Here is a 20199-nt window from a genome sequence, read left to right as displayed (position 1 = left end):
TTGATAATTCTTTCTTTTCTAACATCTTATGTTGCCACAAAAAAAAGAGCCTCTTAAACCCCATGAAAAAGGTTATAAAGCTCTTGTCTGTTCATTTTTCGCTCTTTAGCAACGGTTTTTATAGCCTGATTAGGTTTCATTCCAGAGGCAATTAAAGCTTCTATAGCCTCTACCGGGGTAACATTTGATGTTAGATTTTCTTCCTTATCATTTTCAGAAGCTCCAGCCACAATCAGTAAACATTCACCCTTGAGAGGATTACTAGCAATATAATCTAAAACTTCTGAAATAGATCCTCGTTGGTACTCTTCATAAAGCTTGGTCAATTCTCGAACTAAAGTTACTTGACGGTTGCCATAGACCTCATGCATATTTTCAAGAGTATCCGCCACACGGTAAGGTGACTCGTAAAAAATCTGTGTCTCAGGATAAGATACTTTTTCTTTAAAGAAATCAATCTGCTGTCCTTTTTTACGGGGTAGGAAGCCATAAAAAATATGAGGTTGAGGTGCTAAACCACTGGCAATCAAGGCTGTAATACCAGCCGATGCTCCCGGTAAGGCCACCACTGGAATATCCTCTGCAATGGCAGCTTTGACCAAATCATGCCCAGGATCCGAAATAGAAGGCATCCCCGCATCAGAAACCTGAGCCAAAGAAAGACCTGACTTCAAGCGCTCCAGTAAATCTGGAATTTTCTCATAAGCATTGTGCTCATGAAAAGAATACTGCTTCGTTTCAATCTCAAAATGCTTGAGCAAGAGACCCGTATTGCGCGTGTCCTCCGCACAAATAAAATCCACCTCTTTCAGGATTTGCACACTACGAAAAGTCATATCCTGCAAATTCCCAATAGGTGTGGGAACCAGATAGAGGGTACCGTAGCTAGATTGCCCCTTAAAACTCTTTTGAACCTGCATGTTTAGTCTCCGTACAACAATTCTGCACAGAAGCCACAAGCTTCATTATTATCACGACGTTGGCCGTAAAAATCTGGACAAATATGGAATCCATCATCATAAATAGCCTCGAGGTTCACCTTACCATGAGACATTTTAGTCCCTGTCTCCTCTTGAACCACTTGACTCAAGTGCTCACGCAACTTGTCGTTTTCCAACTTGAGGGCCGTATTTTCATCAAGAATCCCTGAGAAGTTCGCCTTAATTGCTTCCACTTCTGCCAACATCGACATCAAATTTTGTGATAATTCCTCGAATTTATCATACAATTCACGCTTTTCCATTTAGCTGAACTTCCTCCACTCCATAAGTTAGGGGCGCACGCCCTTTTTCAAATACAACCTTAATGGTCCCTGCAATTACATCAATGGCAACGACCTGACCTGTGCCATCCTTGGTTTCAATGTCATCACCCAAGTCAGGATAACTAGCCTTGCTATCTCGGTAAAAGTCATCTTCATAACTGAGACAACACATAAGTCGACCACAGACCCCATTCATCTTACCAGAATTCAAAGATAAACTCTGATTTTTAGCCATCTTAATCGATACTGGTGGGAATTCACCCAAAAAACTAGAACAACAAAGTGCTCGGCCACAAGGTCCTAGGCCACCATAAATCTTTGATTCCTCACGACTCGAAATTTGGCGCAACTCAATACGTGTCTTAAAGTAAGAAGCCAAATCTTTGAGCAATTGACGAAAATCTACCCGTTTTTCAGCAACAAAACTGATTAGCACATAAGAGCAGTTTAGCGGAAAGACAATGTCAACCACCTTCATTTCTAGCTGATTTTGAGTAATTAAATCAGCTACTACTCCCATACTCTTTTCAGCCTTCAAAAGATTTTCATCATATCTAGCGAAATCTTTCTCTCCTGCCAATCCTTCAACCCGATTCAAATCCGCAGGCAAACTAACCTCAGGAAAATCTGTGTTTTCCATGACAACCTGGGCTAGGCGTTTATCTTTTTTCTCCAAAACGACTACAAAGTCATCTTTGGCATAATTTTTATCAGGAACAACATATTCTACTGCTCCAGTTTCTTCAAATTTTATTCCAATGACTTCTGTCATGATAATACCATATACTCCATCGCATTTTGAAAGCTGACATTAGCTAGCCACATTTTTCGTGCCTCATAAACTAAGCCTAACCATCGTCTTACTTGTGGATTTTGTATATCCTTCCCCAATTGATAAGTTAAAAAAGCCCAGACCATCTCTTGTTCCGACTTTTCACTACACTGGACAGCCAGTTTTGCAACATCCAAATAAAGCAGGTCCTGATTAGATAGCAGGGACTGTGTGAAACGCTCTACTGTATTAATCAGATCAAGAATCCTATTATCCTTAGCTAAGTCTAAAGCCTGAACATCATCTTTGGCAAAATCCGCCAACACTTTGGCTTGTGTCAACAACAAGCCTTCCTTCTGCAGCAATTCTTCCAGATAAGCCCGATTCTTAGGAAAATAAAAGAGTTGAGCTCGACTTTTAATCGTCGGTAACATACGACTATCATCAGCTGTCAAAAGAAAAATATAAATCTGACTTTGAGGTTCTTCAATAAACTTTAATAGACTATTGGCAGCATTGACATGCATCTTATCTGCATCACGAATGATAAACACCTGAGCCTGCCCCTCAAAACTCGATTGACTAAACTCTCTGGTCAACTGACGAATCGTGTCCGTCTTAATAATCTGTCCTTGTGGCTCTACTAATTTAACATCAGAAAAGTCCCCCTGTGCAATCAAGCGACAGGGACGACAATGACCACAAGGTAGACTATTCTCAGGAGTCACACAAAATCGACTCTGTGCTAGCCAAATAGCCATGTCGAGACTTCCAAAATCACCCGAAAACAAATAAGCATGACTCAAACGATTTTCCCTGATAATTTGTGAAAACTCTTCAAATAGTTTGCTTTGACTTTCAGCTAACTTCATCTTGCTCCTTATAAATAGCCTTTAATTACTTTCCAAGCGTCCTCTACAACATCTTCAAAAGCCTGTGAGGCATCGATTAGCTTGATACGTTCTGGTTCAGCCTGTGCTAAATCTAAATAACCTTGACGTACACGCTGATGCAAGTCAAGCTTCTCTAAATCCAACCGATTGACTTCACGTTCACCGCTGGCTGCAATGCGGGCCAAACCAGTCTCAGAATCCACATCAAACAATAGAGTCACATCAGGTTTATGCCCATCAGTCGCATAGGCATTTAACCAGGCAATCTCATCCTGATTCAAGCCACGACCAGTACCTTGATAAGCAACTGATGAATCAATAAAACGATCCATGATGACCATGTTGCCTTTTTCAAGCTCTGGTAAGACCTTCTCAACCAGATGTTGACGGCGAGCCGCAATATAGAGCAAGAGCTCTGTCTTAGCATCCATAGCCGTATTATCCACATCCAAAATAACCTCTCGGATTTGCTCTGCAATAGCCACTCCGCCTGGTTCACGTGTCGTCACGACTTGATCTGGATAAACCTCTCTTAAACGAGGCAAAAGAGCCTCCAAAACTGTAGTCTTTCCAGCACCGTCTGGCCCTTCAATTGAGATTAATAACCCTTTTGACATGATACTTCCTTCTGATTTTTTTCATCTTCTATTTTATCAAATTTTAGCTTAAAAGCACAATCTCAATTGAAATATAGGTTATCTAAAAGGATAAGAAAAAAGATTCCTAAAAATCTCTTTTTACTATCTTAATACTTCTGACCATGCCGATTGCAGGTTTCGAACCTGTGACCTACGCGTTACGAGTGCGTTGCTCTACCAACTGAGCTAAATCGGCTGACACAGTCATTCTAGCACTATGTCCTAAAAAGTCAAGTTCTGTATGAAATTTAGAAAAAAGAACTTGGACGAACCAAGCTCTTTCTTTTCTTACAATGATTTGTAAAGTTGACTTGCATTTTCAACAGTGAAACCATATTCTTTAAAGATACGGTCACCAGGTGCTGAGGCACCCCAAGTATCAATAGTAAGTGTCTTACCTGCAAGACCAACGTATTTGCCCCAACCAAAGCTAGTTCCAGCTTCGATAGCCAAACGTTTTGTCACAGCTGCTGGAAGAACTTCTTCTTTATATGCAACATCTTGTTCATCAAAGAGATTTTGTGATGGCATTGAAACAACACGAACATGCACGCCTTCAGCTTCAAGAGCCGCTTGAGTATCAAGAGACAATTTCACTTCAGAACCAGTCGCAATGATGATACCATCAAGGTCACCTTTAGCTTCTGAGATGATGTAAGCCCCTTTATTGACACCAGTTTCAGCATTTTCAGCTGTACCCTCAAGGACTGGCAAGTTTTGTCGTGTCAAAACTAGCATTGTTGGACGTTCAGTCTCAGCCAAAGCACGTTTCCATGCAGCATTAGTTTCATTACCATCTGCAGGACGGATAACGTTAAGGTTAGGCATTGAACGCACACTTGCCAATTGTTCGATTGGTTCGTGAGTAGGTCCATCTTCACCAACTGCTACTGAGTCGTGTGTCATAACATAAGTTACTGGCAAGTTTTGAAGAGCTGCCATACGTACTGCTGGAAGCAAGTAGTTTGAGAAGACGAAGAAAGTACCACCATAAACACGAGTACCACCATGAAGAGCAATACCATTCATCGCTGCAGCCATAGCAAACTCACGCACACCAAACCAAATATTACGTCCAGCATAGTTGTCTGCTTGGAAATCAGACTCAGCCTTAACCATAGTATTGTTAGAAGCTGAAAGGTCTGCTGAACCTCCCCAGAATGAAGGAACTTGTTCAGAAATCTGTTGGATAGCTTGTTGACTTGATACACGGCTAGCTACTGCTGAACCCAATTCATGAGCATTCAAGTTAACGTGTACAGGTTCATTTGCAAAGGCAGCCTTGTATTCAGCAGCCAATTCTGGGTAAGCAGTTTCATATTCTGCAAATTTAGTTTGCCAAGCATTTTCAGCAGCTTCACCACGGAATTTAATACCAGCTTCAAAACGACGAGCAACTTCATCTGGAACTGTAAATGCCGGTGCATCATAACCGTAAACACCTTTTGCGTGATCAATGCCATCTTGACCGATTGGAGCACCGTGGACAGCTGATGTTCCTTGTCCTTCAGCTCCATAACCAATGATTGTCTTAACTTCAATGATAGATGGTTTATCTGTCTCAGCCTTAGCTTCTTCGATGGCTTTAGCAATAGCTTCCAAATCATTACCATCTTTGACAAGAATGTGTTGCCAACCATAAGCTTCAAACTTAGCCTTAACATCTTCTGTGAAAGCCATTGAAGTTGGTCCATCAAGTGAGATATCATTTGAATCGTAAAGAAGTACCAACTTACCAAGTTTAAGGTGACCAGCAAGACTGGCAGCTTCTTGAGAAACACCTTCCATCAAACAGCCATCGCCATGTAGGGCATAAGTATAATGGTCAACAATATCAAAACCAGGTTTGTTGAATTTAGCAGCCAAATGCGCTTCAGCCATGGCCATACCAACAGCATTAGCAATCCCTTGACCAAGAGGTCCTGAAGTAGCTTCAACACCATCAGTATGATTAACTTCAGGGTGTCCTGGAGTCTTAGAGCCCCATTGACGGAAATTCTTCAAGTCGTCCATTGTCACATCATAGCCAGAAAGGTGCAATAGACTATAAAGCAAGGCAGAACCATGACCAGCAGAAAGAACAAAACGGTCACGGTTTGTCCAGTTACGGTTAGTCTTTGGATTAACATTCATCACATGGTTCCAAAGCACATAAGCCATTGGCGCTGCACCCATAGGAAGACCTGGGTGCCCAGAATTCGCAGCTTGAATTGCCTCGATCGAAAGTGAACGAATAGTGCTGACCGCCATTTGGTCAATTGCATCAAAAGTCATGATTCTAACTCTCCTTTTTGGAAAAAAATGCGGAGCATACAGACTATTAGCGTCTGAGCTCTAGTTATACTATTCTAATTATAGCATATTATCTATCTCTTTGGGCAATCCAATTCTATTTGTCAAACCCTAAACCTATAAAATAGAGCACCTAAAGCGTTCGTTTTTACAAACCTGCACCATTTGTCTTATCCCAAGCAATTATTTATAAAGCTATTCATCAAAAAACAAAAAAGCCGAGGAAAACCCCGACTTTATGTAAAATCATTTAACGAAGTCAAGCAATGCCAAGAAGCTTTCAGCTTCAAGTGAAGCACCACCAACAAGAGCTCCGTCAACGTCTGGACAAGCCATGTATTCAGCAACGTTTTCAGGTTTAACTGATCCACCGTATTGAACACGTACTTTGTCAGCAACTTCTTGACCAAAGTCAGCAGCTACAACGTCACGAACAACTTTACACATTTTTTGTGCGTCGTCTTGTGAAGCTGATTTACCAGTACCGATAGCCCAGATTGGTTCGTATGCGATAACTGTTGAAGCTACTTGTTCTGCAGTCAATCCAGCAAGAGCAGCTGAAACTTGAGCACCTACGAATTCTGCTGCTTTACCAGCTTCGTAAGTTTCAAGTGATTCACCACAACAGATGATTGGAAGCATACCGTTAGCAAAGATTGCTTTTGCTTTTTTGTTGATGTCTTCATCAGTTTCGTGGAAGTAGTCACGACGTTCTGAGTGACCGATAACAACGTAGTCAGTACCGATTTCTTTCAAAACTTGTGGGCTAGTTTCACCAGTGAAGGCACCAGCATTTTCAAAGTAAGTGTTTTGTGCAGCAACTTTAAGGTCTGAACCTTTAGCAGCGGCAAGTACAGCTGTCAAGTCAACTGCAGGAGCTGCGATACCAGCTTCAACAAGATCTGATGAAGGAAGTTTTGATGCTACAGCTTCAACGAATGCTTTTGCTTCTTCTGGATTTTTGTTCATTTTCCAGTTACCAGCGATAAATGGTTTACGTGACATTTAACATACCTCTTCTTTTATTTATTTACTCGTTTATTTTATCACAAATCCCTTACTATTACTAGGATTTTAGGAAAATTCCGAAAACTCGACTTGCTTTATGACTTTTTATCACTATCAAAACTTAGCTTAAGCACCTTAAACAGTTAAAAAGTATAGAATCACAAGTATTTTTAAACACCAAAAAGAGCCGAGTAAACTCGACTCTCTCAATTATTGTCTGACGAATAATTGTATTGGGAACTTAATATTAATTAAGCTTCGATTTCAGATACGATACCTGAACCAACAGTACGTCCACCTTCACGGATAGAGAATGTTGTACCTTGTTCAACGGCGATTGGGTGAATCAACTCAACGTCGATAGTCACGTTATCACCAGGCATAACCATTTCAGTACCTGCAGGAAGTTCGATTGAACCTGTTACGTCAGTTGTACGGAAGTAGAACTGTGGACGGTAGTTGTTGAAGAATGGAGTGTGACGTCCACCTTCTTCTTTAGAAAGGATGTAAACTTCACCTTTGAATTTAGTGTGTGGGTTGATTGAACCAGGTGCAGCCAATACTTGACCACGTTCGATTTCATCACGTTGGATACCACGAAGAAGGACACCGACGTTATCTCCGGCAATACCTTCGTCAAGTTGTTTACGGAACATTTCAACACCAGTAACAACTGCTTTTTGGATTTCTTCTTTAAGACCAACGATTTCAACTTCGTCATTGACACGAACAACACCACGGTCGATACGTCCTGAAGCAACAGTACCACGACCAGTGATTGAGAATACGTCTTCGACTGGAAGCAACAATGGTTTGTCAGTGTCACGTTCTGGTTCTGGAATGTATTCGTCAACAGTGTTCATCAAGTCCATGATGATGTCTTCGTATTTAGAATCACCTTCAAGAGCTTTAAGAGCTGAACCTTGGATAACTGGAATGTCATCACCTGGGAAATCGTATTCTGAAAGAAGGTCACGGATTTCCATTTCAACCAATTCAAGCAATTCTTCATCGTCAACCAAGTCAACTTTGTTCATGAAGACGATAAGGTGTTTAACACCAACCTGACGTGAAAGAAGGATGTGCTCACGAGTTTGTGGCATTGGTCCGTCAGTAGATGCTACTACAAGGATCGCACCGTCCATTTGAGCGGCACCAGTGATCATGTTTTTAACGTAGTCCGCGTGTCCTGGCGCGTCGATGTGAGCGTAGTGACGTTTTTCAGTTTCATACTCAACGTGTGCAGTGTTGATTGTGATACCGCGTTCACGTTCTTCTGGAGCAGCGTCGATTGAAGCGTAGTCTTTTGGTGTGTTAACTGCGCTAGGAAGACGACGAGCCAATACAGTTGTGATAGCAGCTGTCAAAGTAGTTTTACCGTGGTCAACGTGTCCGATTGTACCAATGTTAACGTGTGGTTTACTACGATCGTATTTTTCTTTTGCCATTTAGGAAAAGCCTCCAATAAAATATATTTTATAGATAGACAGTAGGCAATACAGTCTAACTTTACTCTACTATTCTATCAAAATGTCATAGAATTGCAAGTATTTTATATAGTTTTCAGTTTTTCTTTAGAGTAATTACAAATATTACTTTCAATAATTCTATTTCTACTGCTCCTATTAGTTTTCACTATCTTCATACTACTGCCTAACACCATCTAACGAAAAAAGAAGCCGTATTAACGACTTCTTCTTAAAGGTACGATTTTTTCATCTTGATTTTCCAATTCTTGAGTCTGAGATAACTCATCCTCAATCGCTTGAACAATATTATCACGCTTTTCATTAGCAGCGATGTTCAAGACAAAGGCTATCCCAACTGAAGTCACTAAAAGAGAGTTACCTCCTTGCGAAAGGAAGGGGAAGGTAACCCCTGTTGATGGAATTAGCCCTGAGATTCCTCCGATGTTAACGAAGACCTGCATTAGCATTAAGGCACCTACACCCAATGCCATCATAGAGTTAAAAGGATTTCGTGCCTTGACTCCCACAATCATAATACGAAGAATGAGGAAAAAGAGAAGGGCCAGAATCAAGCCAGCTCCGATAAGACCTAACTCTTCAATTACAATTGAAAACACAAAGTCTGTTGTAGCTTCTGGGAGATAACCAGTTTTTTCAATCGAATTTCCAAGTCCAAGACCGAACCAGCCCCCATTACTCATAGCATAGTAGGAATGAGATAGCTGGAGACCAGATCCAGTCAAATCCTTGAACGGATTAAAATATGCTGCAAAACGCTTGGCAACATAACCGAAGATAGGTACCTTAGCCATGGTTTGAACCCCAACCAAGGCAATTAAACCAAGGAAGGCTGATGAAATCCCTACAATGCCGGCAAATAAGGCCGTGAACCAACGGTAGCCAACACCAGAAATTGAAAACATCACTACTGTAGTCAACACAATGATAGCCGCATTACCCAAGTCAGGTTGGATAGCAACCAAACCAATCATTACAAGCAAATAAACACGCCAGTCATTAAGTTCCTTACCATTTCTAGGAATCCATCTATTCTTCGTCAAGGCTTGATAGTCATAACGTTCTATAGCAGACTGTTTTTTTGAAAAAGTGTGTGCCAAAAACCAGACAACAATGATCTTAAGGTACTCCGCTGGTTGGAAAGACAAGGGACCAAGCACAATCCAACCATTGGCACCATTAATTTCCCTAGTGAAAAATTTGGCAATGACCAAAAGTAAAATCTCAAAGGCAATAACAACACCCAAAAGCTTATCTTTCCTGAGAAAGTTCAATTTCAGTCGGTAGATGAAAAAAATAGAGAACAAGGATACCAACCAAAAGGCTCCTTGGTTTATAACAGATGCGAAGGGATTGGCTCCCAAGGCTACTAAACGAGCACTTGTTGTTGAATACACTACTATTAAACCAACTATGGATAAGATTAAATAAGGTATCAAGATGGTGTAATCTAAAAGATGCTTCTTTTCAATTTTCATATCTTTAAAAAACTCATACTTTCTATTACGTTACTCTACATTTTCTCTTAAAATATAAAGCTAACAGCTTATATTATAACACTTTGATACCTTAAACTAAAGTAAAAGCTAAATTAACCGTTTTCAGGACTGGAAATTTGATTTTTTATCTTACCTTCAGATAGGTTTTACAATGAGCTTTCTTTGATAACTTTGCTACTTCTCATGTTTTCTTTTACGATAAATAAAAAACGGGACCAAAGTCTCGTTTTTTGTTGTCTTATTTTGTACCGACACTGATACGATTAAGTGCTCGACGGAGAGCAACCTGAGCACGTTGAACTTCATCAATACGGTCAGATTTAGTTGCTTCTTCCAAGTCACGTTCGGCACGTTGCTTGGCACGTTCGGCACGAGAAACGTCAATGTCGCGTTCACGTTCTGCTGAATCGGCAACGATAGTAATAAAATCATCTTTAACTTCGATGATACCACCGTTTACGGCAATCCAATCGACGTGACTCTCGTCATCCACACGACGAACCTTGAGTTCATCCACTTCAAGTGGCGCAATCAAGTTAATATGGCCTGGCAAGATACCAATTTGACCATCTTTAGTAACCGCGTGGATAAAGCTGGCATGGTGGTCATATTTCAGACCATCCGGAGTTACCACTTGTACGGTCATTTGTGCCATATCTTCACCTCATTAGTAGCCCATAGCTTTAGCTTTAGCTACTACATCCTCAATTGGACCTACGCTACGGAAGGCATCTTCTGGAAGATTGTCATATTTACCTTCAAGGATTTCTTTAAAGCTACGAACGGTTTCAGCAACTGGAACATAAGAACCTGGTTGACCTGTAAACTGTTCAGCAACGTTAAAGTTTTGTGACAAGAAGAATTGGATACGACGAGCACGTCCAACCAATGTTTTTTCTTCGTCTGACAATTCATCCATACCAAGGATAGCGATAATATCTTGCAATTCACGGTAACGTTGAAGCACACGTTGAACTTCAGTCGCAACAGCATAGTGTTCTTCACCAACAATTTCAGGTGAAAGGGCACGTGAGCTTGATGCCAATGGGTCAACGGCTGGGTAAATACCCATTTGTGTCAACTTACGTTCAAGGTTGGTTGTAGAATCCAAGTGAGCAAATGCTGTAGCTGGCGCTGGGTCAGTATAGTCATCGGCTGGAACGTAGATGGCTTGGATTGATGTAACAGAACCTTTTTTAGTTGATGTGATACGTTCTTGCAATTGACCCATTTCAGTAGCAAGTGTAGGTTGGTAACCAACGGCTGATGGCATACGACCAAGAAGGGCAGAAACCTCAGAACCTGCTTGAGTGAAACGGAAGATGTTATCGATGAAGAGAAGCACGTCTTGACCTTCGACATCACGGAAGTATTCCGCAATTGTCAAACCAGTAAGAGCAACACGCATACGTGCTCCAGGTGGTTCGTTCATTTGACCGAAGACCATGGCTGTTTTCTCAATAACGCCAGATTCTTTCATTTCCCAGTAAAGGTCATTACCTTCACGTGTACGTTCACCAACACCTGTAAACACGGAAATACCACCGTGCTCTTGGGCAATGTTGTGAATCAACTCTTGAATAAGAACGGTTTTACCAACACCGGCACCACCAAAGAGTCCGACTTTACCACCTTTAAGGTAAGGGGCAAGCAAGTCGATAACTTTAATCCCTGTTTCAAGGATTTCAGTAGATGTTGACAATTCATCGAAAGTTGGTGCTTTTTTGTGAATTGGTTCACGCTCTGCATCTTCTGCAAAAGGTGCTTCCAAGTCAATGGTATCACCAAGGACGTTAAAGACACGTCCAAGGGTATCTTTACCAACAGGAACGCTGATTGGACGACCAGTATCCAGAACTTCTAGTCCACGAGTCAATCCATCAGTAGATTCCATGGCAATGGTACGAACCACACCTTCTCCAAGTTCAAGAGCTACTTCGAGCACGATACGTTTAGACTTTTGTTCATCAGTATAAACGACCAATGCATTGTTAATCTCAGGGAGTTTATCACCAGCTGCAAACGCTACGTCTACAACAGGACCAACAACCTGAGCAATTTTGCCTGAGCTCATTGTTTTCTCCTTATGATAGTTTTTTGGATGACAATCATCCCTTTTTCATGTGTGTCTAATTAAGACAAATCTCTAGCTATTCAAGTGCACTTGCACCACCAACAATTTCAGTAATTTCCTGAGTGATGGCAGCTTGACGCGCACGGTTATATTGGATTGTCAAATCGTTAATCACATTCTTAGCATTATCAGTGGCTGTCTGCATTGCAGTCATACCCGCTGCGTGCTCAGCTGTTTTGGCATCTACGATAGCACCGTAGATAAGACTCTCCGCATATTGTGGTAAGAGTTGATCCAAAATAGTGTCACGATCTGGTTCCAATTCAAACTTGGTCAACACATGACCTTCTGATTCATTGGGATCCAAATCAGCGATAGGAAGCATTTGTTCCACACGAACTTCGCTAGACAAACTGTTAACATGGTGGTTATAGCACACATAGAGTTCATCAAAAAGTTCATTTTGATACATTCCTACAGCTTTAGAAATGATTTTTCCGACTTGATCAAAACTAGGTTGATCTTCAAGGCCACGAAGTTCAAAAGCAACATTCATGTTACGAGCCTTGAAGAAATCTGAACCTGTTCCACCAATAGAAATGATAGCATATTCATCTTCAGAATCATGGTCACGTCTAATCATGTCCAACACAGCTTTAAGAATTGTTGAGTTATAACCTCCAACAAGTCCTTTATCTGAAGTAATGACAATGTAACCTGTCTTACGAACTGGGCGTGCATCCAACATTGGATTTGACGAACCATTAATCAATTCTGAATGTAGAAGATCTGTTGTGATCTGTCTAATTTTTGAGGCATAGATTTGGAAATCTTTAGCAGCTTGCTCAGAACGTGTCAATTTTGAGGCAGAAACCATCTGCATGGCTCCTGTGATTTGACTCGTTTTCTTAGTTGAAGCAATCTTTGCTTGGATTTCTCTTAGAGAGCCTGCCATATGCTGTCCTCCCTATTTCTATTTGTATTCTGACTGATCTTTGAAAGCTTGGATAGCTTCATTAAGTACAGATTCCTCAGGAATATCCTTAGTTGTACGAATAGTTTCAAAGATATCCTCATGGTGACTATCAAAGTAGTCATAGAGTGCTTCTTCAAAATCCAAGATTTGATCAACCGGAACACTATCCAAGAAACCATGTGTCAAAGCGTAAAGGATAACAACTTGTTTCTCAACTGGAAGTGGTTTATGAAGCGGTTGTTTCAAAACTTCGATTGTACGACGACCACGGTTCAATTTCGCTTGAGTCGCAGCATCCAAATCTGAACCAAATTGCGTAAAGGCTTCAAGTTCACGATATGAAGCCAAGTCAAGACGAAGTGTACCAGCAACCTTCTTCATCGCTTTAATTTGTGCTGATCCACCTACACGTGATACGGAAGAACCCGCATCAATGGCTGGACGAATACCTGAGTTAAACAAGTTTTCTTGCAAGAAGATTTGTCCATCTGTGATTGAGATAACGTTTGTTGCGATATAAGCTGAGATATCTCCGGCTTGTGTTTGGATGATTGGCAAGGCAGTAATTGAACCACCACCAAGATCATCTGAAACTTTAGCTGAACGTTCCAAAAGACGTGAGTGGAGATAGAAGACATCCCCTGGGTAGGCTTCACGACCTGGTGGACGACGGAGAAGCAATGAAAGTTCACGGTAGGCCACGGCTTGTTTAGACAAATCATCATAAACAATCAAAACGTGTTTTCCGTTATACATGAACTCTTCAGCCATTGCAACACCAGCGTAAGGCGCAATGTAAAGCAATGGTGATGGTTGTGATGCAGAGGCAGTCACAACGATTGTGTAATCAAGAGCACCGTGTTTACGGAGAGTTTCTACTTGTGTACGAACTGTTGATTCTTTTTGACCAATAGCCACATAGATACAAATCATATCTTGACCTTTTTGGTTCAAGATAGCATCAATGGCTACTGAAGTTTTACCAGTTTGGCGGTCTCCGATGACCAACTCACGTTGACCACGTCCAATTGGAACCAAAGCATCAATGGCCTTAAGACCAGTTTGCAATGGCTCAGAAACTGATTTACGTTGCATAACACCTGGAGCAGGTGTTTCAACTGGACGGAAACCTGTTGTTTCGATGTCACCAAGACCATCAACTGGTTGCCCAAGTGGGTTTACTACACGACCAATAAGGGCTTCACCAACTGGAACTTCCATGATTTTTCCAGTACGTTTAACAATATCGCCTTCACGAATTGCTACGAAATCCCCCAAGATAATGATACCGACATCATTAGATTCAAGGTTTTGGGCCATACCATAGGCACCATTTTCAAATTCGAGCAACTCACCACTCATGGCATTATCAAGACCACGAGCACGTGCGATACCGTCACCGATATAGGTAACGACACCAGTTTCAGTGACGTCAAAGTTTGGCTGGAAGTTTTCAATTTGCTTTTTAATTAAAGCGCTAATTTCTTGTGCGTTAATTGCCAAAAGTCACACCACTTTCTATTTCAAATTCGTTTTAAAGGTTTGCAATTGACTGCGAATTGACGTGTCAACAACCTTATTTTTTGCTTTGATGACGAATCCTCCGATGAGGTCCTCATCAATTTTTTCTACTAAACGACGTGTCTTAATCTCAAATTTTTGTGAAACAATCGCCAAAAGTCGGGCTTTTTGTTCCTCAGACAAGGGACTTGCTGATGTCACTGTGACATCGTAAGTATTGTCTTCTTGATCAAAGAGCTCAAGGACCAATTTCAACACATCATAGAGAATGTTGGCACGGTCATTGAGTAAGATTACCTCAAGAAAATTGTTCATATACACTGAACAAGACTCTTGAAACAAGCTCAAACTTTCTTTTTTAGCTTCACTTGTCACATTTTCCTGCGACAAGAAGGTTTTTAGATTTGTTTCAGCAAAAACTGTTAGGATTTGCCTTACTTCTTCTTGGATTGTTGACACGGCGTCTTGTTCAAAAGCGACTTCTACCAGACTTCTGGCATACTGCTCAACAAGAGCTTGTGTTTTCTTATCCATTAAGCATCTCCTAATTGATCAAGATAGCTATCAATCAAGTCAGATTGCGCTTTAGCATCAAGGTTTTGTTTCATAACTTTTTCCGCCAAGAGGACAGTCAAGTCTGCAACTTCACCTTTAACTCCAGCAAGTGCTTCCACACGGCTTTGGGCGATGTCTTGATTTGCTTTTTCTTTCAAGCGTTTAGCTTCATCATGTGCTTCTGCAATGATTTTTGATTCTTGAGTTTTACCAGTTTCCTTGGCCCCATCAATAATTTGAGCTGCCTCAGTGCGAGCACCTGCCAACTCATCTTGACGTTTTTGTGCCAAGCTTTCTGCTTCTTGACGAGCATTTTCAGCACTATCAATATCTGTGGCAATTTTCTTTTCACGAGCAGCAAAGATTCCTGTAATTTGATCCCATGCGAATTTACGGATGAGGTAATACAAGAGAAAAACTGAGCCGAGTGTGATAATGATATTACCAAGTGTCGTACTATTAATCAGTAATGACATTTCATTTCTCCCTTTCTTAATTATTCTTCGTTGACTTTATCACCAATATAGTTTGAACTTAGGATAATAAAGACATAGGCTTGGATAAAGCCGATAAAGGCTGAAAAGGCAACCCAGACAAGGTTCAAAGCAAAGGATACTGGTGCTGCAAAGGCAGACCAGGTCATCAATTGAAGAATCAAGCCAGTAAGTACCTCACCAGAATAAATATTACCAAACAAACGCAAGGCCAATGAAGCAAGGTTGGTTAATTGTTCCAAAATGTTCATTGGGAGCATAGCTGGGTATGGTGAAAGGTAGCCCTTTAGATAGCCTTTAAACCCTTTTTTACGGATCCCCTCAATATGACTAATGAGGGTAATAATCAAAGAAAGAGTGATAGTAACACCGAAGTTCGATGTTGGAGAAGTCCAAAAATTGTAATGCTCACTTTTTACAGACACAAGCAAACCTAAGTTGTTTGCTGTAAAAACAAAGGTGAAAATTACAAACAAGAGCAAACTATAATTCTTCGTGAATTTCCCAAGACTTTGAGAAATGGTACTGTTCACAAACTCATAGATGAACTCAAGCACATTTTGTTTTCCCTTTGGTTTAATGGTCATCTTACGACTTGACCAGAAAACCACTCCAAAAACGATAATTACTGTCAAGAGAGACATGGCAAGGACAGTCAAGTCAAAATCAATCCCAAATAATGAGACGGTTGGATTACTTGTAGTTTCCACTGCTCATCCCTCCTTCATCTTTTATTTGTCTATTAGACAATGTAGCTAAGGGCAAACAATACGAAGAAGGTACCTTCGATAAAGGCAACACCAGTAAACATCAATGTTTGAAGTTTGCTAAACATCTCAGGTTGGCGAGCTGCAGCTTTAGCGATATTGGCAACGAGGATACCCTCACCAACAGATACACCCATAACGGCCAAACCGAGGGCTAAGATAGTTAGATTCATAGTAGAATTCTCCTTTTTAATTATTTTTACCCTGCTATTTTAGTCCTATTTTCCACGAAAGTCAATGAATTGACGGTTTTTTAGACGTTTTCACTGACTTTGCCTAACGTTTTCATTTTACTTACACAAGCGTTTACTTTTAATGAAAAACTTTCTGTTTATTTCATAAAAACAAGCCTAACTATGGTAGGTTAGACTTGTTTGGGAAATTTATGAAAAAAAGAAAGTTTCACTGTCTGACTCAGCGTCAGAGGTGTGAGATCTACCGAACCATGTTCAGCAATACTTATTAGGATGGTCATAGTATAGCTTGAGTTACTTAAAGAAAGCTGAAGGGGGGAATTATTTATAAAATATGAAAATAATTATTTATTCTTCGCCACCCATCCGATAGCATCTGATGGAGGATTATCAATATCAATCCAGATAAACTCTATACCAATTTCACCGTTTCTGAATTTGCTGAGACGAATACCATTGATTTCTAATTCGTCTAAACGTTGGGCCGTTAGGATTTCTCGTTCAGCAAGTTGAAAGACCCCTCTCAAAATCCAATTCCCAAGAATATCCTGTTTATCTATAGACTGGATTGCTTTCCCAGATTCTTGGTTAATATAGGCATCAATAATATCTCCAGATGGTAAAAATTTCAACTTAAACGTTCGATTTTCTTTTGAAAGAGCGAGCTCCTTTGTTCCAGGTTTAAACGTCCCAATATTCTTTCCAAAAAAATCTGGTCTCTCGGCATGAAAATGGTTTGATTCTGGGATTGGAATATAAACCTCGCTCACAGGTCGGTAAACCAACTTTTCAATACTCTTGATTAAATCTTGATTATTCTTTGAATAAGCAAAATCTACTAATTTCTCACGAATAATCTTCATTTGATGTTTTTCTTCCTTAGTCTTCCAACTCTTTAATAAAATCTCCTCTAATGAATATATCGCAAAAGCCATTTCCTCTGAGGATAACTCGTTTTTAAAGCGATTCTGAAATTTTATAATACGTGGTAAACGGTCTTTCTTAGCTAACTTAGATCCGCCATTAAAGCCATTAAAACCAGAATTTTCTTCTACATTCCCATTTTTATCTGTGATTACCCAAGAAACAGTTTCTAAAATATCAGGAGCTTTCTTATCTGCTGTCAATAAATGAAGATTCTCAAAAAGATAAAAGGGGTCTTCGACATACTGTACATCCCAAGTATCGACAATAATTTCCTTATTATTAAAAGTCATATGTAGCTGACTATCTGCAGCAGTATACTTGTAATCATGATGACCGTCAGTAAACCTAAAATTCGTTGGATTTTTCAGATTGGTCGACCCTTTGATTTGTAAGTTATCCAAATCAACTGGTAAATAAGATGTCTCGCCCACATGAATTTGAGGGACGCTACCTTTTGGTGTCGGCATTAATACATGATACACAGCCTCCACATGAGTTGAATCTGACTTAAAACCCTTAATCAATGCTTTGGAAGATTCAATTCGTTGATTCCGTAAAGTTGCAATTTTTCGAGCTAATTTTTCATATCGCTCATAATTTTCCCTGTCTGCACTTTCTTTATCAGGAGAAATCTCAGCATAAAAAGTAATTTCACTTAGTAATTCATTCCAAGACTGTGAGTCTTTCTTAAACTGAGCAATCTTTTGGTCGCCTGAATTAAGACCAAATGATTTGATTCCGACGAGATATTTGTGCTTCTCATCAACGACAACCGAAGCATCATAGGAGGTATTTGCAATATCCTCTCCAACTGCTTGAAAAGCTCTTTGAAAAACAGTTTCCTGAAATTTAGAATTAACAATTGGAGCTACAAAATCTTCGGTGCTATTCTTTTCATCTGCTTCTGCTTTTTGTGAAAAGGCCTCACTCAGACTAGCAAAATTGGTAATGAGAGTCTTGTATTTTTCTTTTTGTTCTTGTTTTAAGTGTTCCCACATCAATCAATCCTCACTTCTTGCTTAAGTATATCAAAAGAAGACTAGATTTTCACTAGTCCTCTTTCTTATATAATTCGTTAAATAATGATGTAAAATGCTAAATTGCTACGATTTTCAGATAACCTAACATAATTTTAGCTGGAAAAAACGAAACGTATAGATTCATTATCTATTTATGGACAGCATATAAAATTCTTTACTTCTTTTATTACGAATCAACGATCTATACTGTTCATCAGTAATAACTTCAAGATTGCCATCATATTCTTCGTAAATTTTTTTGTATGCTTCTGCTTCATTATTTACAAAATCTTTAACATACGACTCGCCTTCAAATTGTCCATTCATCTTGATATAGATAATTGCGATATTTCCTGAACGGTTATGGTGAGATTTACCTATCCCCTTGTTTAAAGCCTTGGCAACATTTTCCGCAATGCGTTTAATTACAGGGACAACTACACTATTTCCAGCTTGTTTATATAGTTGACCATTTGAAACACCCTCAGGTAACTTAAAGGTCTTTGGATAACCTTGTACATTGAAGGTTTCCTTTGGTGTTAATTTACGAATCTCACCACTGTCTGTCAGAATCAACGGAACGTTATGTCCACCTGTTCCCATATTAGCTGTTAAAGTAGGAACAACGCCGTTTTTATTTTCACGGACATACTGACGGCGCCATTGGTAAACTGTATCCTGACTAGTCACACACTCTTTTAATTCATCATAGAATCTTTGCTTACCTTCTCGGTAATAGAATGCTTCACCAGGTGTCGCACCAAAATCAATCACATCACTCAGAGAAGTTGTCAAATTGACTTCTTCAGGAAATTCAAAAATATCATAGGCTTCTTTAGTATCAAAGCCAACAATATAGATACGCTCACGGTTTTGTGGGATATTTCCGTAGTCTTTCCCATTGAGAACCTTCCACTTGATGAAGTAGTTGTTCTCGGTCAAGGCTTCACGAATAACCTTGAAAGTATTGCCATGATCATGCCCGACCATGTTCTTGACGTTTTCGATGAAGATAGCACGAGGTTTTCGTCCCTCAATCATGCGTAGCAATTCGAAGAAAAGATCACCACGATCATCATCAAAGCCCTTGCGATAACCCGCAATACTAAAAGCTTGACAAGGAAAGCCTCCCATAATCACATCCACACGTTCAGCTGGAATGTCCTTTGGTTGAACATAGTGAATATCACGACCATCCAAATAGGTATCTGGATGGTTCAACTGATAGGTCTCACGCGCATACTTATCAAATTCATTGGCATACACCACTCTGAACTCGTTGGTTTGTTCAAATCCCAACTCAATTCCCCCAACACCTGAGAAGAAAGCTGCAATATTATACTTCTCAGATCGGTTCGAACTTACAGAATTTGTCATGTAGTAACCTGCTTTCTAAAATGTTGACTTTTCTAGTATAACATAAATAAGAAAATAAATAGGAAAGTAAGGAAATAAATGTCAAATCATAGATTAAACTCTTTCTTAATATTAACAATCGTAATTAAGAATGATGACTCTAATAGTTTAACTTCCGCATAGTTAAACTATTCTTTCTTAAAAAGAATACCTATTTCCATTAGCAGGTGAGACGGATTTATTTTTGGAAATTGTATAGAAAAATAATCTGGATTATAGGGTGCTTATTACTTTTCATTCTCCTATCTACGGAAAACTAGCAATTTATATATCTACCTTTTAATTGATTATACCAAAAAACACGGCATGAATCCGTGTTTCTGAATTTAATAAATCAATTTGTTTATTTCATTGAGGGGGCAAACGATTAGCTTATAGAATTATGCTGCTGTGTTGACGTTAG

Annotated in this window: 19 protein-coding genes and 1 tRNA gene; all 20 read right to left on the bottom strand. The window is 39.8% G+C overall.

Annotation, left to right across the window (positions count from 1 at the left end):
• Nucleotides 1-53: 53 nt before the first annotated feature.
• Complete coding sequence (rsmI, locus tag HMPREF2637_RS06810; protein ID WP_014633487.1) at nt 54-920, bottom strand: 16S rRNA (cytidine(1402)-2'-O)-methyltransferase; 867 nt, start codon at nt 918-920, stop codon at nt 54-56.
• A gap of 2 nt (nt 921-922) precedes the next feature.
• Nucleotides 923-1243, bottom strand: coding sequence for a DNA replication initiation control protein YabA (gene yabA / locus HMPREF2637_RS06805; protein WP_002887582.1), 321 nt, complete (start codon nt 1241-1243; stop codon nt 923-925).
• Nucleotides 1230-2036: a regulatory iron-sulfur-containing complex subunit RicT gene (gene ricT / locus HMPREF2637_RS06800; protein WP_060971874.1), complete on the bottom strand. Its 807-nt coding sequence runs from the start codon at nt 2034-2036 to the stop codon at nt 1230-1232. The genes yabA and ricT overlap by 14 nt, the downstream gene beginning before the upstream one ends.
• Nucleotides 2033-2908 (bottom strand): DNA polymerase III subunit delta', encoded by an 876-nt coding sequence (locus HMPREF2637_RS06795; RefSeq protein ID WP_060971875.1) that lies wholly within the window; start codon nt 2906-2908, stop codon nt 2033-2035. The genes ricT and HMPREF2637_RS06795 overlap by 4 nt, the downstream gene beginning before the upstream one ends.
• A gap of 8 nt (nt 2909-2916) precedes the next feature.
• Complete coding sequence (gene tmk, locus HMPREF2637_RS06790) at nt 2917-3546, bottom strand: dTMP kinase (protein WP_064524810.1); 630 nt, start codon at nt 3544-3546, stop codon at nt 2917-2919.
• A gap of 144 nt (nt 3547-3690) precedes the next feature.
• Nucleotides 3691-3763 (bottom strand) — tRNA-Thr (locus tag HMPREF2637_RS06785).
• A 92-nt stretch (nt 3764-3855) separates the two neighbouring features.
• Nucleotides 3856-5841: a transketolase gene (gene tkt, locus HMPREF2637_RS06780; RefSeq protein WP_070839722.1), complete on the bottom strand. Its 1986-nt coding sequence runs from the start codon at nt 5839-5841 to the stop codon at nt 3856-3858.
• A gap of 264 nt (nt 5842-6105) precedes the next feature.
• On the bottom strand, nt 6106-6864 hold the full coding sequence (gene tpiA, locus HMPREF2637_RS06775) for a triose-phosphate isomerase (RefSeq protein ID WP_002885895.1): 759 nt from the start codon (nt 6862-6864) through the stop codon (nt 6106-6108).
• Nucleotides 6865-7118: 254 nt separating this feature from the next.
• Nucleotides 7119-8315, bottom strand: coding sequence for an elongation factor Tu (gene tuf / locus HMPREF2637_RS06770; protein WP_002890213.1), 1197 nt, complete (start codon nt 8313-8315; stop codon nt 7119-7121).
• Nucleotides 8316-8551: 236 nt separating this feature from the next.
• The gene (ftsW, locus tag HMPREF2637_RS06765; RefSeq protein WP_064523859.1) at nt 8552-9832 is read right to left on the bottom strand and encodes a cell division peptidoglycan polymerase FtsW; all 1281 of its coding nucleotides are present in this window, start codon (nt 9830-9832) and stop codon (nt 8552-8554) included.
• A 259-nt stretch (nt 9833-10091) separates the two neighbouring features.
• Nucleotides 10092-10508: a F0F1 ATP synthase subunit epsilon gene (locus tag HMPREF2637_RS06760; RefSeq protein ID WP_002890211.1), complete on the bottom strand. Its 417-nt coding sequence runs from the start codon at nt 10506-10508 to the stop codon at nt 10092-10094.
• Between the two features lie 12 nt (nt 10509-10520).
• Nucleotides 10521-11927 carry a F0F1 ATP synthase subunit beta gene (gene atpD / locus HMPREF2637_RS06755; protein ID WP_002890209.1) on the bottom strand — a complete coding sequence of 469 codons (1407 nt, stop codon included), beginning with the start codon at nt 11925-11927 and terminating at the stop codon, nt 10521-10523.
• 76 nt (nt 11928-12003) lie between these two features.
• Nucleotides 12004-12882 (bottom strand): F0F1 ATP synthase subunit gamma, encoded by an 879-nt coding sequence (locus tag HMPREF2637_RS06750; RefSeq protein ID WP_064523856.1) that lies wholly within the window; start codon nt 12880-12882, stop codon nt 12004-12006.
• Nucleotides 12883-12900: 18 nt separating this feature from the next.
• Nucleotides 12901-14406 (bottom strand): F0F1 ATP synthase subunit alpha, encoded by a 1506-nt coding sequence (gene atpA, locus HMPREF2637_RS06745; RefSeq protein WP_037601955.1) that lies wholly within the window; start codon nt 14404-14406, stop codon nt 12901-12903.
• A gap of 15 nt (nt 14407-14421) precedes the next feature.
• A complete protein-coding gene (locus tag HMPREF2637_RS06740) occupies nt 14422-14958 on the bottom strand; it encodes a F0F1 ATP synthase subunit delta (protein ID WP_002885901.1) in 537 nt (178 codons plus the stop codon).
• Complete coding sequence (gene atpF, locus HMPREF2637_RS06735; protein ID WP_002886161.1) at nt 14958-15455, bottom strand: F0F1 ATP synthase subunit B; 498 nt, start codon at nt 15453-15455, stop codon at nt 14958-14960. Before atpF ends, HMPREF2637_RS06740 begins: the two co-directional genes overlap by 1 nt.
• A gap of 20 nt (nt 15456-15475) precedes the next feature.
• Nucleotides 15476-16183 (bottom strand): F0F1 ATP synthase subunit A, encoded by a 708-nt coding sequence (gene atpB, locus HMPREF2637_RS06730; RefSeq protein WP_048676208.1) that lies wholly within the window; start codon nt 16181-16183, stop codon nt 15476-15478.
• A gap of 32 nt (nt 16184-16215) precedes the next feature.
• The gene (locus HMPREF2637_RS06725) at nt 16216-16413 is read right to left on the bottom strand and encodes a F0F1 ATP synthase subunit C (RefSeq protein WP_002890193.1); all 198 of its coding nucleotides are present in this window, start codon (nt 16411-16413) and stop codon (nt 16216-16218) included.
• Between the two features lie 365 nt (nt 16414-16778).
• Entirely contained in the window at nt 16779-18359 is a 1581-nt protein-coding gene (locus HMPREF2637_RS06720; protein ID WP_064523853.1) for a hypothetical protein, read from the bottom strand.
• Between the two features lie 165 nt (nt 18360-18524).
• Nucleotides 18525-19757, bottom strand: a complete 1233-nt coding sequence (locus HMPREF2637_RS06715) for a DNA cytosine methyltransferase (protein ID WP_064523850.1) — start codon at nt 19755-19757, stop codon at nt 18525-18527.
• Nucleotides 19758-20199 lie beyond the last annotated feature (442 nt).

Origin of the sequence: Streptococcus sp. HMSC065H07 (genome assembly GCF_001837325.1) — a bacterium.
In the GTDB taxonomy this organism is placed as follows: Bacteria; Bacillota; Bacilli; order Lactobacillales; family Streptococcaceae; genus Streptococcus; species Streptococcus salivarius_H.
Note: the sequence above shows the minus strand (reverse complement) of the source record. Positions and strands in the feature narration are given on the sequence as shown.

Excerpts from the sequence above, each read along its gene's own strand:
- ftsW (WP_064523859.1), bottom strand. The coding sequence starts at position 9,832 with ATGAAAATTGAAAAGAAGCATCTTTTAGATTACACCATCTTGATACCT.
- HMPREF2637_RS06715 (WP_064523850.1), bottom strand. The coding sequence starts at position 19,757 with ATGACAAATTCTGTAAGTTCGAACCGATCTGAGAAGTATAATATTGCA.
- ricT (WP_060971874.1), bottom strand. The coding sequence starts at position 2,036 with ATGACAGAAGTCATTGGAATAAAATTTGAAGAAACTGGAGCAGTAGAA.
- HMPREF2637_RS06720 (WP_064523853.1), bottom strand. The coding sequence starts at position 18,359 with ATGTGGGAACACTTAAAACAAGAACAAAAAGAAAAATACAAGACTCTC.
- yabA (WP_002887582.1), bottom strand. The coding sequence starts at position 1,243 with ATGGAAAAGCGTGAATTGTATGATAAATTCGAGGAATTATCACAAAAT.
- HMPREF2637_RS06725 (WP_002890193.1), bottom strand. The coding sequence starts at position 16,413 with ATGAATCTAACTATCTTAGCCCTCGGTTTGGCCGTTATGGGTGTATCT.
- HMPREF2637_RS06760 (WP_002890211.1), bottom strand. The coding sequence starts at position 10,508 with ATGGCACAAATGACCGTACAAGTGGTAACTCCGGATGGTCTGAAATAT.
- tmk (WP_064524810.1), bottom strand. The coding sequence starts at position 3,546 with ATGTCAAAAGGGTTATTAATCTCAATTGAAGGGCCAGACGGTGCTGGA.
- HMPREF2637_RS06740 (WP_002885901.1), bottom strand. The coding sequence starts at position 14,958 with ATGGATAAGAAAACACAAGCTCTTGTTGAGCAGTATGCCAGAAGTCTG.
- atpF (WP_002886161.1), bottom strand. The coding sequence starts at position 15,455 with ATGTCATTACTGATTAATAGTACGACACTTGGTAATATCATTATCACA.
- rsmI (WP_014633487.1), bottom strand. The coding sequence starts at position 920 with ATGCAGGTTCAAAAGAGTTTTAAGGGGCAATCTAGCTACGGTACCCTC.
- tpiA (WP_002885895.1), bottom strand. The coding sequence starts at position 6,864 with ATGTCACGTAAACCATTTATCGCTGGTAACTGGAAAATGAACAAAAAT.
- HMPREF2637_RS06795 (WP_060971875.1), bottom strand. The coding sequence starts at position 2,908 with ATGAAGTTAGCTGAAAGTCAAAGCAAACTATTTGAAGAGTTTTCACAA.
- atpD (WP_002890209.1), bottom strand. The coding sequence starts at position 11,927 with ATGAGCTCAGGCAAAATTGCTCAGGTTGTTGGTCCTGTTGTAGACGTA.
- tuf (WP_002890213.1), bottom strand. The coding sequence starts at position 8,315 with ATGGCAAAAGAAAAATACGATCGTAGTAAACCACACGTTAACATTGGT.
- HMPREF2637_RS06750 (WP_064523856.1), bottom strand. The coding sequence starts at position 12,882 with ATGGCAGGCTCTCTAAGAGAAATCCAAGCAAAGATTGCTTCAACTAAG.
- tkt (WP_070839722.1), bottom strand. The coding sequence starts at position 5,841 with ATGACTTTTGATGCAATTGACCAAATGGCGGTCAGCACTATTCGTTCA.